General features: G+C 46.0%; 14 protein-coding genes. 13 read left to right on the top strand and 1 reads right to left on the bottom strand.

Features of this window, described 5'->3' with window-relative positions; translation table 11 throughout:
• The first annotated feature begins 95 nt into the window (after positions 1–95).
• The 11 genes from LIQ05_RS05115 to recN all read left to right on the top strand — a co-directional run bounded on the left by LIQ05_RS05115 (position 96) and on the right by recN (position 11,435).
• Entirely contained in the window at positions 96–1,685 is a 1,590-nt protein-coding gene (locus tag LIQ05_RS05115) for a peptide chain release factor 3 (RefSeq protein WP_226819145.1), read from the top strand.
• A 180-nt stretch (positions 1,686–1,865) separates the two neighbouring features.
• Positions 1,866–2,252 (top strand): Asp23/Gls24 family envelope stress response protein, encoded by a 387-nt coding sequence (locus LIQ05_RS05110; protein WP_226819143.1) that lies wholly within the window; start codon positions 1,866–1,868, stop codon positions 2,250–2,252.
• Positions 2,253–2,341: 89 nt separating this feature from the next.
• On the top strand, positions 2,342–2,899 hold the full coding sequence (gene nusB / locus LIQ05_RS05105) for a transcription antitermination factor NusB (RefSeq protein WP_226819141.1): 558 nt from the start codon (positions 2,342–2,344) through the stop codon (positions 2,897–2,899).
• On the top strand, positions 2,892–4,121 hold the full coding sequence (gene xseA / locus LIQ05_RS05100; protein ID WP_226819139.1) for an exodeoxyribonuclease VII large subunit: 1,230 nt from the start codon (positions 2,892–2,894) through the stop codon (positions 4,119–4,121). Before nusB ends, xseA begins: the two co-directional genes overlap by 8 nt.
• Positions 4,122–4,206: 85 nt before the next feature.
• A complete protein-coding gene (gene xseB, locus LIQ05_RS05095; RefSeq protein ID WP_226819137.1) occupies positions 4,207–4,431 on the top strand; it encodes an exodeoxyribonuclease VII small subunit in 225 nt (74 codons plus the stop codon).
• Positions 4,415–5,311 (top strand): polyprenyl synthetase family protein, encoded by an 897-nt coding sequence (locus LIQ05_RS05090; protein WP_226819268.1) that lies wholly within the window; start codon positions 4,415–4,417, stop codon positions 5,309–5,311. The genes xseB and LIQ05_RS05090 overlap by 17 nt, the downstream gene beginning before the upstream one ends.
• Before the next feature lie 13 nt (positions 5,312–5,324).
• Positions 5,325–7,196, top strand: a complete 1,872-nt coding sequence (dxs, locus tag LIQ05_RS05085; protein WP_226819135.1) for a 1-deoxy-D-xylulose-5-phosphate synthase — start codon at positions 5,325–5,327, stop codon at positions 7,194–7,196.
• Entirely contained in the window at positions 7,193–8,017 is an 825-nt protein-coding gene (locus LIQ05_RS05080) for a TlyA family RNA methyltransferase (protein ID WP_226819133.1), read from the top strand. Before dxs ends, LIQ05_RS05080 begins: the two co-directional genes overlap by 4 nt.
• A gap of 85 nt (positions 8,018–8,102) precedes the next feature.
• The gene (locus LIQ05_RS05075; RefSeq protein ID WP_226819131.1) at positions 8,103–8,981 is read left to right on the top strand and encodes an NAD(+)/NADH kinase; all 879 of its coding nucleotides are present in this window, start codon (positions 8,103–8,105) and stop codon (positions 8,979–8,981) included.
• Positions 8,982–9,157: 176 nt separating this feature from the next.
• A complete protein-coding gene (argR, locus tag LIQ05_RS05070) occupies positions 9,158–9,613 on the top strand; it encodes an arginine repressor (protein WP_226819129.1) in 456 nt (151 codons plus the stop codon).
• A 139-nt stretch (positions 9,614–9,752) separates the two neighbouring features.
• Positions 9,753–11,435: a DNA repair protein RecN gene (recN, locus tag LIQ05_RS05065; RefSeq protein WP_226819127.1), complete on the top strand. Its 1,683-nt coding sequence runs from the start codon at positions 9,753–9,755 to the stop codon at positions 11,433–11,435.
• A gap of 238 nt (positions 11,436–11,673) precedes the next feature.
• On the opposite strand, the gene LIQ05_RS05060 is transcribed toward recN, so the two are convergent.
• Positions 11,674–13,002, bottom strand: coding sequence for a SpoIVB peptidase S55 domain-containing protein (locus LIQ05_RS05060; RefSeq protein ID WP_226819125.1), 1,329 nt, complete (start codon positions 13,000–13,002; stop codon positions 11,674–11,676).
• Positions 13,003–13,505: 503 nt separating this feature from the next.
• On the opposite strand from LIQ05_RS05060, the gene spo0A reads away from it, so the two are divergent.
• Both spo0A and glgA read left to right on the top strand, forming a co-directional pair.
• Entirely contained in the window at positions 13,506–14,312 is an 807-nt protein-coding gene (gene spo0A / locus LIQ05_RS05055; RefSeq protein ID WP_226819123.1) for a sporulation transcription factor Spo0A, read from the top strand.
• Between the two features lie 65 nt (positions 14,313–14,377).
• Positions 14,378–15,823 (top strand): glycogen synthase GlgA, encoded by a 1,446-nt coding sequence (glgA, locus tag LIQ05_RS05050; RefSeq protein WP_226819121.1) that lies wholly within the window; start codon positions 14,378–14,380, stop codon positions 15,821–15,823.
• Positions 15,824–16,028: the final 205 nt, after the last annotated feature.

Genomic DNA, 16,028 nt, shown 5'->3' with positions numbered 1-16,028 from the left:
AACGTTATGGCAATGGGAGCTGGAAAGGTTACCAGGGAACAGTAGTCTGGAAATCTGCCTGTTTAGGGATATAGAATTCAAATAGGAGGCTAAACGTGTCGAAGTATACGAAAGAAATAGAAAAAAGAAGAACCTTTGCCATCATTTCCCATCCGGATGCAGGTAAGACCACTCTGACTGAGAAATTCCTGCTGTATGGCGGAGCCATTAATCTGGCCGGTAGCGTAAAAGGAAAGGCAACGGCCCGCCATGCAGTATCAGACTGGATGGAAATTGAGAAGGAGAGAGGTATTTCCGTTACTTCTTCCGTATTACAGTTCCATTATGATGGATATTGCATCAACATTCTGGATACTCCTGGACATCAGGACTTCTCTGAGGACACCTACCGTACCCTGATGGCAGCAGACTCTGCGGTCATGGTAATTGACGGTTCCAAGGGTGTTGAGGCGCAGACCAGAAAGCTGTTTAAGGTCTGCGTAATGAGACACATTCCTATTTTTACCTTTATCAATAAAATGGACCGCGATGCCAACGATACCTTTGACCTTCTTGATGAGATTGAGAAAGAGCTTGGAATCGCAACCTGCCCCATCAACTGGCCAATCGGTTCCGGTAAAAAATTCCGTGGCGTTTACGACCGCAACACAAATAAGATCCTTACCTTTACAGATACCCAGAAGGGTACCAAGGAGGGAAATTTCGAGGAGATCGATCTGGACGATCCTCACGCACTTGAGGTTATGGATCCGGAGCAGAAGGAGCAGCTTCTGGAAGAAATCGAGCTTCTGGACGGTGCAAGCGCAGAGTTTGACCAGGAGCTGGTAAGTAAGGGAGAGCTGACCCCTGTATTTTTCGGATCTGCCCTTACCAACTTTGGTGTGGAGACATTCCTGGAGCATTTTCTGAAAATGACCACATCACCGCTTCCAAGAATGGCAGATACAGGTCTTGTAGATCCAATGAGCGACGATTTCTCAGCTTTTGTCTTCAAAATCCAGGCAAATATGAACAAGGCTCACCGTGACAGAATCGCATTTATGCGTATCTGTTCCGGCAAATTCGACGCTTCCCAGGAAGTTTACCATGTGCAGGGGGACAAGAAGATGAGACTTCTTCAGCCGCAGCAGATGATGGCAGAGTCCCGTCACGTTGTAGACGAGGCTTATGCAGGTGATATTATCGGTGTTTTTGACCCGGGTATTTTCTCCATTGGAGATACCATCTGTACACCTGGCAACAAATTTGCATTTGAAGGAATTCCTACATTCGCACCGGAGCATTTTGCAAGGGTAAGACTTTTGGATACCATGAAGAGAAAGCAGTTCGTAAAAGGAATCAACCAGATCGCACAGGAAGGTGCTATCCAGATTTTTCAGGAGCTTTATGGAAATATGGAAGAGATCATCGTGGGCGTTGTTGGCGTGCTTCAGTTTGATGTTCTGAAATATCGTCTGGAGAATGAGTATAATGTAGAAATTCGTCTGGAAAATCTGCCATATGAGCATATCAGATGGATCGCAAACAAAGATGAGGTAGCGGTGGACAAGATTGTTGGAACCTCTGATATGAAGAAGGTTACAGACCTGAAGGGTAATCCGCTGCTTCTGTTTGTCAATGCATGGAGCGTCGGCATGACCGAGGACAGAAATCCGGATTTAATATTAACAGAATTCAGTAAATAACTCTTTTCATTTTTGACGCATTTTGCTATAATTGAATAAAAGTCTCGGATGATGGCTGTCAGTTCAGGCAGGCATGTCCGTATAGTGTAAATACGCCGAGAGGCAGATTTGACGTCAGATGTCAGGAAAGATAAGAATTTTTCTGATATCTGGCAGATTAAACCTAGGAGGTTTGTAAGCATGGCAGAGAAGAGAACAACATATAAAATACAGGATATTGAAGGAATCGGAGAGGTTCAGATCGCAGACGAGGTGGTCACCATTATTGCCGGACTTGCTGCTACAGAGGTAGACGGTGTTGCATCCATGGCTGGCAATATTACCAATGAACTGGTAAGCAAGCTTGGAATGAAGAATCTTTCCAAGGGTGTTAAGGTTGAAATCGTAGACGGTGTTGTAAGCGTGGATCTTACCCTGAATATTGAGTATGGCATGAACATCCTTGAGACCAGCAAGAAGGTCCAGGAGAAAGTAAAAGCAGCAATTGAGAACATGACAGGACTTGAGGTTGCAGATGTCAATATTCATATTGCAAGCGTAGATATGGAGAACGAAAAAAGTAAGTAAACGAAAAAGGAAAGATCGTATAGAGATGTCTGCGAAAGCAGACATTTCTTTGTATCGTTAAGAGGGAGTTATAGATAGTAGGAGGAAACATGAGAAGAAGGGAACAGAGAGAACACATTTTTAAGCTGCTTTTTATCAGCGAGTTTAATACACAGAAAGAAATGGAAGAGCAGCTTGCTTTATATTTATCTGATATTGAGAACCTGGAAGAGAGCGACAGAGACTATATCAGCCGCAAATATATGAACATTATGAACCACACAGCAGAGCTTGATGAGAAGCTGAACAGCATTAGTATGGGATGGAAGACCAGCCGTATGAACCGTGTAGACCTGACAGTACTCCGCCTGGCTGTGTACGAGCTTGAATATGAGAAAGAAGAAGTGCCGGTAGGAGTTGCCATCAACGAGGCAGTAGAGTTGGCGAAATGCTTCGGCTCCGAAGAGTCCGGTGCATTCGTAAATGGAATCCTTGGCAAGATCGCAAATCCGGATAAGAAGGTTGCTGCAAGAAAGGCTCCCGTCAAGAAAGAAGAGCAGGCTGCTGCAAGACCGAAGTCTGGCTTTAAAGTAAAAGATCCTTCCAGGAAGGTTGTTGTTGTTAACCGCAATGTAAGCTCCAAGGCACCGGGAAGTAAGGATGAATAATGTTTATTCTGTTGGTCAGGTAAACCGCTATGTGAAGAACATGTTTACCCAGGACTATTTTTTACAGAATATTTATGTAAAAGGAGAGGTATCCAACTGTAAGTACCACTCCACAGGACACATCTATTTTACCCTGAAGGATGAAGGCGGCACACTGAAATGCGTGATGTTTGCCGGCTCCAGGCGGGGACTGGCTTTCCGTATGAAGGATGGGGACAAGGTTGTAGCCGGGGGCAGAGTTGATGTCTATGAAAGAGACGGCGTCTATCAGTTCTATGCGAAGGAGATTACCTTAGAAGGCGCTGGTGCGCTTTACGAAAGATATCTGGCCCTAAAGCAGGAGCTGGAGGATATGGGCATGTTTGCACAGGAGTACAAGCAGCCCATCCCGGAATTTGCCCACAGGGTAGGAATCGTAACCTCTCCTACAGGAGCTGCCATCAAGGATATTATCAATGTTTCCAGCAGAAGAAATCCTTTTATCCAGAGCATTCTTTATCCTGCCCTTGTGCAGGGAGAGGAAGCAGCAGACAGCATTGTACGCGGAATACGTATGCTGGATGAGGCTGGTGTGGATGTTATCATTGTAGGCAGGGGCGGCGGCTCCATTGAGGAATTGTGGGCCTTCAATGAGGAGAAAACTGCCAGGGCGATTTTTGAGTGCCGCACCCCTGTGATCTCAGCAGTAGGACATGAGACGGATTTTACCATTGCGGATTTCGTGGCAGATCTTCGAGCGCCAACCCCGTCGGCTGCGGCGGAACTGGCTTATTTTGACTGCCGGGGCATTCTGAATTCCATGCAGGGATATCAGGAGCGGATGGAGCGTGCGATCTGGAATAAAATTGATGTGAACCGGGCAAGACTGGAACGATACCGGACGGAGCTTTCCTATCTGAATCCGGAGAGCCGTCTGCGTGACCGTCAGCAGTTTGTGGCAGATATGCAGGACCGTATTCAGTCTGCCATGGAACAAAAGATAAAAGACAAAAGACACAGGCTGTCCCTCTATCTGGAGCGTTTTCACGGCCTTTCTCCTCTTCGGAAGCTGAATCAGGGCTATTCCTATGTTTCAGATGGGGAAGGGAAGACGTTGACAAGCGTTTCACAGGTAAAACAAGGGGATAGTCTGCTGGTTTATGTGACGGATGGTACCATAGAGGCATCTGTACAGAATACAAAGATCAGCAGTCACGGAGCAGCTGCAGAGAGCGGACAATAAAGGCTGCGGTGCAGACCGTGAGCAGTAAACAATGGATTATTGTGCGGATCACGGACGATAACCATAAAGAAGGAGGTTCGGGACAATGGCTGATGAGAAAAAAGAAGAGAAAACTCTGGAGAAGGCTTTTTCAGAGCTGGATGTTCTGGCTGGCAGGCTGGAAGACCGTGAGACCTCCCTGGAGGACTCCTTCCGTCTGTATAAACAGGGAATGGAGCTTCTGAAATTTTGCAACGAGAAACTGGATACTGTAGAGAAGAAAATGCTGCAGATGAATGAGGATGGTAGCCTTGGTGAATTTTCAAGATGAATTAAAGAAAAGAACAGATGAAATCGAGAGTGTGATCGCGTCTTATCTTCCAGTAGAGGAAGGCTTTGCAAAGACCATGGCAGAGGCTATGAATTACAGCGTTCTGGCCGGTGGCAAGCGTCTGCGCCCCATGTTGATACTGGAGACATTGCGGATGTTTGGCGGTGACGAAAACATTGCCTATCCGTTTATGGCGGCTATGGAGATGATCCATACCCACTCTCTGGTTCATGATGATCTTCCGGCACTTGATAACGACGATTACCGGAGAGGACGCCTTACCACTCACAAGGTCTATGGAGAGGCTATGGGCGTGCTTAGCGGAGTGGCGCTTCTGAATTTTGCTTATGAGGTGATGCTTACAGCTTTTGACAAGGCAGATACACAGGAGAGCCAGGCATATGTGATCCAGGCTTTAAAGGTGATGTCCCATAAGACTGGGCTTTACGGAATGCTTGGGGGACAGAGTGTGGACGTGGAAAATGACGGCAAGCCTATGAGCCGTGAGATGATCGATTATATATACGAGAATAAGACTTCTGCGCTGATCGAAGCTTCTATGATGACAGGAGCCATTCTTGGAGGCGCTGCAGCAGAAGAGACTGCTACAGTAGAAAAGGCAGCGAAAAATATTGGTCTTGCCTTCCAGATCCAGGATGACATTCTGGATGTGACAAGCACTGCTGAAGAGCTTGGAAAGCCAATTCACAGTGATGAGAAGAACCATAAGACCACTTATGTGACACTTATGGGAATCGGGAAAGCGTCGCAGCAGGTAAAAGCACTGTCCGATGAGGCAGTTGCCCTGTTGGAAGGACTGAATAAGAAAAACGAATTCCTGTTTACCCTGTTGAAAGAACTGGTGGGACGCAGGAAGTGAAAGAGGGATACAAATGATTCTGGATAAAATAAAAAAGCCCAACGATATTCACAAAATTCCTCTGGCTGAATTTCCTCAGCTGGCTGATGAAATACGAAGCTTTTTGATTAAATCCGTCAGTAGGACAGGAGGACATCTGGCATCCAATCTCGGAGTGGTGGAGCTTACACTGGCACTGCATAATGTACTGGATTTTCCAGATGACAAGCTGATCTGGGATGTAGGCCACCAGGCTTACACCCACAAGATCCTCACCGGACGGAAGGGAGAATTTGAAACCCTGCGTAAAGAAGGCGGACTTAGCGGTTTTCCAAAAAGAGGAGAGAGCAATTGTGACTCTTTTGATGCGGGCCACAGCTCAGATTCTATTTCCGCAGGCCTTGGCTATGTGCGGGCAAGAGACCTTCTTGGTGAAAAATATCACGTAGTTTCCGTGATCGGAGATGGCGCGCTTACAGGTGGGATGGCATATGAGGCGCTGAATAATGCGGCTGATCTGGAGACGAATTTTATTATTATTTTAAATGATAATAATATGTCCATTTCTCCCAATGTAGGAGGAATGTCAAATTACCTCAGCGTTATTCGTACCGCGGAAGCATACACAGGAATGAAGATGAGCCTGAATAAGGCAGTGAAGAAGATCCCCCGTGTAGGAACTGCCATGGTAGATGCCATGCGAAGGACAAAAAGCAGCATTAAACAGCTTTTTATCCCGGGAATGCTCTTTGAAAATATGGGACTGACTTACCTTGGCCCTGTAGATGGCCATAATATGCGCCAGATGATGAGGCTTTTTAACGAGGCCAAGCGTGTGAAGGGACCTGTTGTGGTTCATGTACTCACAGAAAAGGGGCGCGGCTATGAGCCTGCCAGACAGAACCCGGATATGTTCCACGGAATTGGACCATTTGATATAAAGACTGGAAGACCAGTTCAGAAGAAGGTCTGTCCTGGCTATACGGATGTTTTTGCAGATGCTCTGTGTGAAGCTGCAGCAGAGGAAGAGAAGCTGGTGGCGATTACGGCGGCTATGCCGGACGGTACCGGACTTAAGAAATTTTCCCAGAGATTTCCAGACCGTTTCTTTGATGTGGGGATCGCAGAGGAGCATGCGGTTTCCTTTGCGGCAGGACTGGCTCTTGGTGGTGTGATCCCGGTGGTTGCTATCTATTCCTCTTTTTTACAAAGAGCGGTGGATCAGATGCTTCATGATGTTTGTATGCAGAAGCTTCATGTGATCTTTGCTGTGGACAGAGCTGGTCTTGTGGGCGCAGATGGTGAGACACATCAGGGAAATTTTGACATTTCCTATCTGAGCATGATGCCAGGGATGACTGTGATGGCGCCGAAGAATGACTGGGAGTTAAAAGAAATGCTCCGCTTTGCAGTGAAGGCAGATGGTCCTGTGGCAATCCGCTATCCGAGAGGGGACGCTTATCAGGGTTTGCAGGAGTATGAGACACCTGTGGAGCCTGGAAAAAGCGAAGTCCTTCACAGCGGAAGCAGGGTGGCAGTTCTGGCCCTTGGCAGTATGGTGGAGATCTGCCAGGAGGTTACCAAAGAATTAGAAAATGCCGGATTTGATCCAACCTTTGTAAATGTCCGCTTTGTAAAGCCAATGGATACAGCTTTGCTGGACCAGCTGGCAAAGAATCACAGTCTGGTAGTAACAGTAGAAGAAAATGTGCAAAATGGCGGCTTTGGGCAGCAGGTGTGCGGTTATATGGAGAAATACCACTCTGACATCCAGGTGCTGCCAGTGGCAATCCCGGACCGTTTTGTGCCCCATGGAGGTGTGGACAGCCTTCGGGCACAGCTGGGCCTTAGTGCCCCTGCCATTGCAGATCAGATAAAGAAATTTTCGGAAGGAATAAGAGAATGAAGAAACGATTGGATATGATGCTGGTGGAGCGCGCTCTTGCACCTTCCAGAGAAAAGGCAAAAGCATATATCATGGCCGGACAGGTTTATGTAGACGGTCAGAAAGAAGATAAAGCAGGCTCCATGTTTGCAGAGACGGTGAAGGTGGAGGTAAGAGGAAACACCCTTCCCTATGTAAGCCGCGGCGGACTGAAGCTCGAGAAAGCAATGAATGAATTTGACGTGACACTTGAGGGGAATGTATGCATGGATGTAGGTGCTTCCACCGGAGGATTTACAGACTGCATGCTCCAGAACGGCGGAGTGAAGGTATATTCCATTGATGTGGGATATGGCCAGCTGGACTGGAAGCTTCGCAATGATCCAAGGGTTGTCTGCATGGAGAAGACCAATATCCGTTATGTGGTGCCGGAGGATATTCAGGAGAAGCCTGCATTTTCCTCAATTGACGTTTCCTTTATTTCCCTGACAAAGGTACTGGGACCTGTGAGAAATCTTCTTACAGAGGATGGTGAGATCGTCTGCCTGATCAAGCCCCAGTTTGAAGCTGGCAGAGAGAAGGTTGGAAAGAAAGGTGTTGTCCGTGATCCGGCAGTCCATCAGGAAGTGATCGAGAAGGTAAGGGACTTTGCCATGGGCATTGCCCTTGAGCCCTGTCACCTTTCTTTTTCCCCGATCAAGGGACCGGAGGGAAATATTGAATACCTGCTGCATCTGAAGAAAAGACCGGAAGGAACGGAAGTTCCGGACAGCCTTACTGTGAAAGTGGAGGACGTGGTGGCCCAGGCGCATGGAGCACTGGATAAACCGGCAGCGAATTGACAGATGCTTTGGCAGTAATAGAATAGGACGGAAAGTCATCTGATATCAGGGATTTTCCCAGTAAACGGATACAGGAACTTAAGTTATGAATAATTTTTATATTATAACGAACAGTGAAAAAGATAAAAATCTGGAATTTACAGACCGCGTGGTGGATTACCTTGAAAATAGAGGCGGATGCTGTGAGGTTCAGCTGGCAGACAGACAGCCTGCGGGACCGTTCCACTATACGGATCCAAGAAAGATTCCAGAAGAAACACAGTGCATTATCGTACTTGGGGGGGATGGAACCCTTCTGCAGGCCGCAAGGGATATTCAGGCGGCTCATAACGGGAAGCGCAGCCAGATTCCCCTTCTGGGAGTCAACCTTGGAAATCTGGGCTTCCTGGCTGAGGTGGACAGGCAGTCTGTATATCAGGCTCTTGACAAGCTCCTGGCGGATGTCTACGAGGTAGAGGAGCGGATGATGCTCTCAGGCACGGTTTACCGGGGAGATAAGGTTATCGGCGAAGACATTGCCTTAAACGATATTGTAATTGCAAGGGAAGGACCACTCCGTGTTGTCAGATTTAAAAATTTTGTCAATGACGAATATCTGAACTCTTATAATGCAGATGGAATTATTATTTCTACTCCTACAGGTTCTACAGGATACAGCCTTTCCGTTGGCGGCCCTATTGTTTCTCCAAGCGGGGAGATGACGATTATGACACCGATTGCGCCACACACTCTGAACAGCCGGAGCATTGTGTTCCCGGCTGAGGACGTGATCACAGTGGAAATGGGAGAGGGACGCCACCAGGATTGTGAAAAGGGACTGGCTTCTTTTGATGGGGATTCGGAGATCCCAATGATCACCGGGGACAGAATCGTAATCCGTAAGGCAGAAGTGAAGACCAGGATTTTGAAGCTGAATCATTTAAGTTTTGTTGAAGTGCTGAGGCAGAAGATGAGAGATAGCTGATTAACTATGCTGTACAGATATTATTAAGAAATGTCTGGCGGATGCTATATGGGTATTTTATATAAATATTATTTTCAGATTGCGTTGCAAAGATTAAATCAGAGCAGGTAAAAGGCATATCGTAAGAGGGGTAAAGCAGACTCTGAGGGAGAAGATCTTTGCAGGGAGGTTTAGAAGTGAAATTAGCAAGACATGAGAAGATCATCGAACTGATAAAAGAATATGATATTGATACACAGGAAGAGCTTGCGGCCAGATTAAATGAAGCCGGTTTTAAGGTGACACAGGCTACGGTTTCACGAGATATCCGTGCACTGAAAATGACCAAGGTTGCAGGAAAAGACGGGAAATCCCGCTATGCCATCCTGCAGGACACCCAGCCAGGACTTGGAGACCAGTATACAAGGGTGTTAAATGATGCAGTTGTGTCCATTGATGTGGGACAAAACCTGGTGGTGATCAAGACTGTTACTGGCATGGCCATGGGGGTTGCTACTGCATTGGATGCATTAAAGTGGCCGGAGATTTTAGGCTGTATTGCAGGAGATGACACTATTATGTGCGCCTGCAAGAGCACAGAGCTGGCTGAGGGTGTCATGGAGAAGCTGGGCAGTATTTTAAACAGAAGATAAGAATGGAAACAGTCTGCGTGGATAATTGTTGCTATCTGAAGGGCATGTGCTGTTTTTGCGGTACAATATTGCCTGACAGTACATAGGGACCAGCTGGTCCTGTTTTTAGCAGTATGAGCGAACAGTAAGGAGGTCAACCTTGTTAGTACATTTACACGTAAAAAACCTTGCACTCATAGATGAAATCGAAGTGGAATTCGGACCTGGACTTAACATCCTCACTGGTGAGACTGGTGCTGGTAAGTCTATTCTTCTTGGTTCCATGCAGCTGATCCTGGGAGGGAAGACATCCAGAAGCATGGTCCGGGAAAATGCCCCTTATGCACTGGTAGAGCTTTTATTCCAGGTAGAAAATACAAAGGCAAAAGAGGCACTTGCCGCACTTGACATTTACCCGGAAGACGGACAGGTCCTCATGTCCAGAAAAATTATGGACGGCAGGAGCATTAACAAAATAAATGGGGAGACAAGTACTGTGAGTCAGATGAAAGCTGCAGCAGCCTGCCTTCTTGATATTCATGGACAGCATGAGCATCAGTCCCTTCTCTATGAAGAGAAGCAGCTGGAAATCCTGGATGCCTATGGCCGTGAGAGAATTCTTCCGGAAAAAGAAAAGGTGAAAGCAGCCTATCAGGAATATAAGAAATGTCAGGCGGAGCTGAAATCCCTTGATATGGACGAAGAGCAGAAGAACCGGGAAATGGCGTTCCTGGAATTTGAGATCAATGAGATCGAGAAGGCAGCTTTGGTTCCGGGAGAGGACGAGGAACTGGAGAAGCAGTACCGGAAGCTGTCCAATGGGCGTAGAATTATCGATTCCCTTCAAAGCACCCATGTCCTTACCGGATATGACGGACAGGGGGCTGGTGAAGCTGTGGGAGAAGCGCTTCGGGAGCTTTCCAGAGTGACAGAATATGATGACCAGCTGGAATCCCTTTCCCAGACTCTAAGCGAGGTTGACGGGCTTCTCAATGATTTTAACAGGGAACTGTCCTCCTATATGGATGATATGACTTTTGACGAATCTGTATTTTATGAGACGGAGCGCCGCCTGGATCTGCTCAATGGTTTGAAAGCAAAATATGGCCAGCGGATCGAAGAAATTCAGGAGTATCAGAAGAAACAGCAGGAGAAGCTGAATAAACTCCAGAAGTATGAAGAAATTTTCGAAGCTGCCAAGGAAGAACTGAAAAAGGCAGAGAAGAAACTGGAAGCGGCTTGCAGCCGTCTGTCGGAGGTTCGCAAAGAATACAGCTGTCAGTTAGAGGAAAAGGTGATCCAGGGATTGAAGGACTTAAATTTCCTGGATGTACAGTTTGCCATCACATTTGCCAGAAGAAGCAGCTTTACAGACAATGGCTTTGATGAGATCCAGTACGAGATTTCCACAAACCCGGGAGAGAGTCTGAAACCTCTTGGCAAGATTGTATCCGGCGGTGAGCTCTCCAGAATCATGCTTGCCCTAAAAGCAATTCTGGCAGACCGGGACCAGATCGAGACTTTGATCTTTGATGAAATTGACACCGGAATCAGCGGCCGTACCGCACAAAAGGTTTCCGAGAAAATGGCAGTGATCGGTCACCATCACCAGGTGCTGTGCATTACCCACCTTCCCCAGATCGCAGCTATGGCAGATTCCCATTTTGAGATTAGGAAGCAGGTGGAAGGCACCAAGACCACAACCCAGATCCACCCTCTTGACGAAGAGTCCTCCATTCGCGAACTCGCCCGTCTTCTTGGCGGCGCCCAGATCACAGGCACTGTGCTGGAGAATGCAAGGGAGATGAAGAAGCTGGCAGGAGCGTGCAAGGCGGGATTGTAAGGTGCAGACGCGTGGCCTTTTTTGGCGGGTCAGACAACGTCTGCACTGAATCCTGAAGATTAACGTGATAACGGGAAAATTCTGTTAGATGTATTTGCTCCAGTGTATTTATTCATACATTGCATCATTGCGTATTAGCACCTATCAGAAAAATGGGAAAGATTTAGATTTTGAAAATCTTTCCCATTTTTTACACTACAGAGAAGAAAAATCCGCGAGGTGTGTTTTTCTTCATTTCTTAGTTTTTCAGCATATTCTCAATAAAGATCCCATACCCGCTTGCAGCGTCCTGGACGAAGACATGGGTGACGGCTCCGATCACTTTTCCATTCTGGAGGATAGGACTACCTGACATGCCCTGGACAATGCCGCCGGTGGTGTTAAGAAGCTCCTGGTCAGTAATGCGGATGACGAAGCTTTTGTTAGTGTCTTCGTGGTTCATGTCAATCCTGGTGATCTCTGCGTGGTATTCTTTTACTCCATCACCTACGTCGCATAGAACAGAGGCTGAACCGGTCTGGACTTCCTGTTTGTAGCCGATCTTCATTTGACGCAGTGTAATCTGCTGTGGATCATCTGCTGAAAAACAATCCGCCAGATCCCAGGAAGAGGTTTCCTGCTGTCTGGGACTTGCAGAGGAACTGCCTGTAACATCTGGAGCAGAAGCTGCAGCCTGGATTTCTGTAACATTATTGTCAGAAATGTTAGTGAAATCCCCGTAAATCCCGTTTGAACTATTTATACATATTTGTCCGATCACATTGTCATTTCGATACCGAATCAGCCCGGAAAGTTCTCCTGGGCTTCCTTTTTCCCCCTTTTGCACCCCAAGAATCTGGGCGTAGTAAAGCTTTCCTCCTTTTATGGACAAAAGATTCCCAGTGTCGATATCGCTGATCCCATGTCCGAGAGCACCGAAATTACCATCCTTTGTCACATAGGTAAGGGTGCCGATTCCCTGAGTATCGTCCCGCACCCAGATCCCAAGCTTGTATTTGCCCGAAGAATCCTGCACAGGAGTAAGAGAAACAGGAATGGTATTGTTATCCCGCCGCACATTTACTGTAACAGGATTCCCGTTAATCTTTTCCAGATCCTGGATCAGCTCCTGCTTACAGGATATTTTCTGCTGATTTAATCCAATAATATAGTCACCAGGCTTTAATCTGTTTTTGGCAGGATCCTGTAACTGCCCGTCTTCAGAAAGAATTTCCCCAGTGTCGATCACCAGAACCCCGGCTGTTTCCATGTAAATTCCAACGGTGCTTCCGCTGACCAGAATACTGTCGCCTTTCGTTGGCGTTACTTTTATATCCTTAAAAGGGATTTTTCCAAAAAGCGTGCATGACAGCTGGTAACTGCCTTCCCCGGAAGCTGTGATGGACTCTCCAAAAGATACAAATGGGAGATTGGAAAGCTGGGACAGGTCCAGTCCTGAATTTCTGTCAATGTGTATTTCATCCGGAATTTTCCGGTCCAGATAACGATATCCCAGAAATACCATTGCCAGAAGGTCAAGAATGAGACAGAGCAGGATAAAAGCTTTATATTTTCGTTTCTGGTACATGTTTTCACTTCCTTTTCTTTTGTTTTTGGCAAAATATCTTTTGCAGATTTCACTTTTTAGTATGGAGCGAATTACGGATTTCAATCTTGTATTTTTATGAATGGATTCCATTTCCTGCAATTCAAAACTCGAAAAAAAGAAAAATCCGATTAAAATGAAGGGCTTTGTAAAATGCTGTCTTATTATAAAAAAATCATCAGAAAAACCAGATCTTTTGTCTTGAAAATAGGCTAAAAAGCTCGAAACAAATCGAACGAAAATGCAGTAAAATCGGCACTTTCGGCTTGATTTCACCATGTCAGTTCCACTATAATAGACGTTGTTACAGCAAAGGAAAATTTTTCTGAAAAATGTGCAAGAGCAAACAGGGCCCTGCTGTTTTGTACAGGTGATAGGAAGATATTGGGGAGAAAAGGCCATTTGTTTCCGATATCGGGAATATAGTAAAACTTCGGCTATAGAATGCTGGAGAATTTTCAAAATGGTAGGAGGAGAATAGCCTCATGGAAAAATTAAATGTGGCAATTGCGGACGATAATGAGAAAATGGTGGAAGTACTGAGTAAGATCATTGACCAGGACGAAGACCTGAAACTGGTTGGAAAAGCACATAATGGAGAAGAAATCTGTAACATCATCAGGGAAAAACAGCCCGATGTGGTTGTTCTGGATATTATTATGCCAAAAGTCGACGGACTTTCCGTGATGGAGCGTTTCAGTCATGATGAAAATCTGAAAAAGGTGCCGTCATTTATTGTAGTTTCAGCAGTTGGACAGGAGCGGATTACAGAGGACGCTTTTGATCTTGGAGCAGATTATTTTATGCTGAAGCCTTTTGACAATAAAATGCTGTTGAACCGGATCAAGCATATCCGCCGGGCCGGAGAGCGGCGGGCAAGGGAAATGAACCGTCCAAGACCAAAGGAGGAAGAAAGTGCATACAATTCGGGCAATCTGGAAACTGACGTGACGGATATCATACATGAAATCGGAGTTCCTGCACATATTAAAGGTTATCAGTATTTGCGGGATGCCATTATTCTATCCGTAAATGATATGGAAATGCTGAATTCAATTACAAAAATTTTATACCCTACCATAGCCAAGCGCCATCAGACCACGCCAAGCCGTGTGGAGCGTGCTATCAGGCATGCCATCGAAGTGGCATGGAGCCGTGGAAAGATGGATACCATTGACCAGCTGTTTGGCTACACCGTAAGCAATGGGAAAGGGAAACCTACCAATTCTGAGTTTATTGCATTGATTGCGGATAAAATTCGGCTGGAATATAAAAATCGTTCTTTCCAATAAGGAAATTATGGGGTATAATATGAGTTATAAGAAGCTATTCGCTATTACTAAGGAGGTTTTTTCGGATGAAAAGAATTCTTTTTGCAACATCAGAAGCAGTGCCTTTTATAAAGACCGGGGGGTTAGCTGACGTAGCTGGTTCACTGCCGAAATGCTTTGATAAACGTTATTTTGACATTCGTGTAATCTTACCGAAATATGCCTGTATGAAGCAGGAATGGAAAGATAAAATGGAATATGTCACACACTTCTATATGGATCTGGGCTATAAGAACTGTTATGTAGGTGTTCTTCAGATGGAGTATGATGGCATTCAGTTCTACTTTATAGATAATGAATATTACTTCAGCGGCCCGAAGCCATATGACAGTGCTCCGTGGGATCTGGAGAAATTTGCATTCTTTTCCAAGGCAGTGCTTTCCGTACTTCCGGTAATTGGATTCAGACCTGACATTATTCACTGCCACGACTGGCAGACAGGCCTTGTTCCTGTTTACCTTCATGACAGCTTCCAGCAGAATCAGTTCTTCTGGGGCATTAAGACCATCATGACCATACATAACCTGAAATTCCAGGGTGTATATGACGTGAAGACCATCAAAGAGCTTACCGGACTTTCCGATTATTACTTTACACCGGACAAGCTGGAAGCATACAAGGATGGTAACTTCCTGAAGGGCGGTATCGTATTTGCAGATGCAGTTACTACAGTAAGCAATACTTATGCAGATGAGATCAAAACACCGTTCTATGGCGAGGGCCTGGATGGACTGCTCCGCGCACGTTCCAACAGTCTCCGCGGTATTGTAAATGGTATTGATTATAACGACTTTAATCCAGAGACAGATAACAATCTGACTGCACGCTATAATGCCACCACCTTCCGCAAGGAGAAAGTGAAGAACAAAATCCAGCTTCAGAAGGATTTAGGCCTTGAGCAGGATCCGAAGGCAATGATGATCGGTATTGTTTCCCGTCTGACTGACCAGAAGGGATTTGATCTGATCGCATATATTATGGATGAACTTTGCCAGGATTCCGTACAGATCGTAGCTCTTGGTACAGGTGATGAGCGCTATGAGAATATGTTCCGTCATTTTGACTGGAAATATCACGGCAAGGTATCTGCACAGATTTATTATGATGAGAGCATGTCTCACAGAATCTATGCAGCTTCCGACGCATTCCTCATGCCGTCCCTGTTTGAGCCATGCGGATTAAGCCAGCTGATGAGCCTTCGCTATGGTACACTTCCGATTGTCAGAGAGACTGGCGGCTTGAAGGATACAGTAGAGCCTTACAATGAATTTGAGGGAACCGGAACAGGATTCTCCTTCAGCAATTACAATGCACATGAGATGCTTTCTACCATTCGTTATGCAGAGCATATTTATTATGATAAGAAGCGCGAATGGAATAAGATGGTAGACCGCGCTATGGCCAAGGATTTCTCATGGAACAATTCTGCACGCCAGTATGAAGAGATGTATAACTGGCTGATCGGGGAATAAAAGACAACAGAATCCGGTTTTGGCTGGATTTTGGGACATAAGATTTGTTGCATAATAGGATGAAAAGGCGGGCATACTGCTTCTTGTAAGGTGTCCGGTTCAGGATACAGGAGGAAATTATTTTCTCCTGTATTTTGCTGTGAGGGACTCAGATACAGCTTTGCTGATCTGGGAAATTTATAGATACCGGACATTCTGGAAAAGA

The organism is Blautia glucerasea, from assembly GCF_020537505.1.
Taxonomy (GTDB): Bacteria; Bacillota; Clostridia; order Lachnospirales; family Lachnospiraceae; genus Blautia_A.
The sequence above is the reverse complement of the archived record's forward strand: the minus strand, read 5'-3'. Positions and strand labels throughout refer to the sequence as shown.

What these genes read in the sequence shown, in the direction of transcription:
- glgA (WP_226819121.1), top strand. Translation starts at nt 14,378, where the DNA reads ATGAAAAGAATTCTTTTTGCAACATCAGAAGCAGTGCCTTTTATAAAG.
- LIQ05_RS05075 (WP_226819131.1), top strand. Translation starts at nt 8,103, where the DNA reads ATGAATAATTTTTATATTATAACGAACAGTGAAAAAGATAAAAATCTG.
- LIQ05_RS05110 (WP_226819143.1), top strand. Translation starts at nt 1,866, where the DNA reads ATGGCAGAGAAGAGAACAACATATAAAATACAGGATATTGAAGGAATC.
- LIQ05_RS05080 (WP_226819133.1), top strand. Translation starts at nt 7,193, where the DNA reads ATGAAGAAACGATTGGATATGATGCTGGTGGAGCGCGCTCTTGCACCT.
- xseB (WP_226819137.1), top strand. Translation starts at nt 4,207, where the DNA reads ATGGCTGATGAGAAAAAAGAAGAGAAAACTCTGGAGAAGGCTTTTTCA.
- nusB (WP_226819141.1), top strand. Translation starts at nt 2,342, where the DNA reads ATGAGAAGAAGGGAACAGAGAGAACACATTTTTAAGCTGCTTTTTATC.
- spo0A (WP_226819123.1), top strand. Translation starts at nt 13,506, where the DNA reads ATGGAAAAATTAAATGTGGCAATTGCGGACGATAATGAGAAAATGGTG.
- xseA (WP_226819139.1), top strand. Translation starts at nt 2,892, where the DNA reads ATGAATAATGTTTATTCTGTTGGTCAGGTAAACCGCTATGTGAAGAAC.
- dxs (WP_226819135.1), top strand. Translation starts at nt 5,325, where the DNA reads ATGATTCTGGATAAAATAAAAAAGCCCAACGATATTCACAAAATTCCT.
- LIQ05_RS05060 (WP_226819125.1), bottom strand. Translation starts at nt 13,002, where the DNA reads ATGTACCAGAAACGAAAATATAAAGCTTTTATCCTGCTCTGTCTCATT.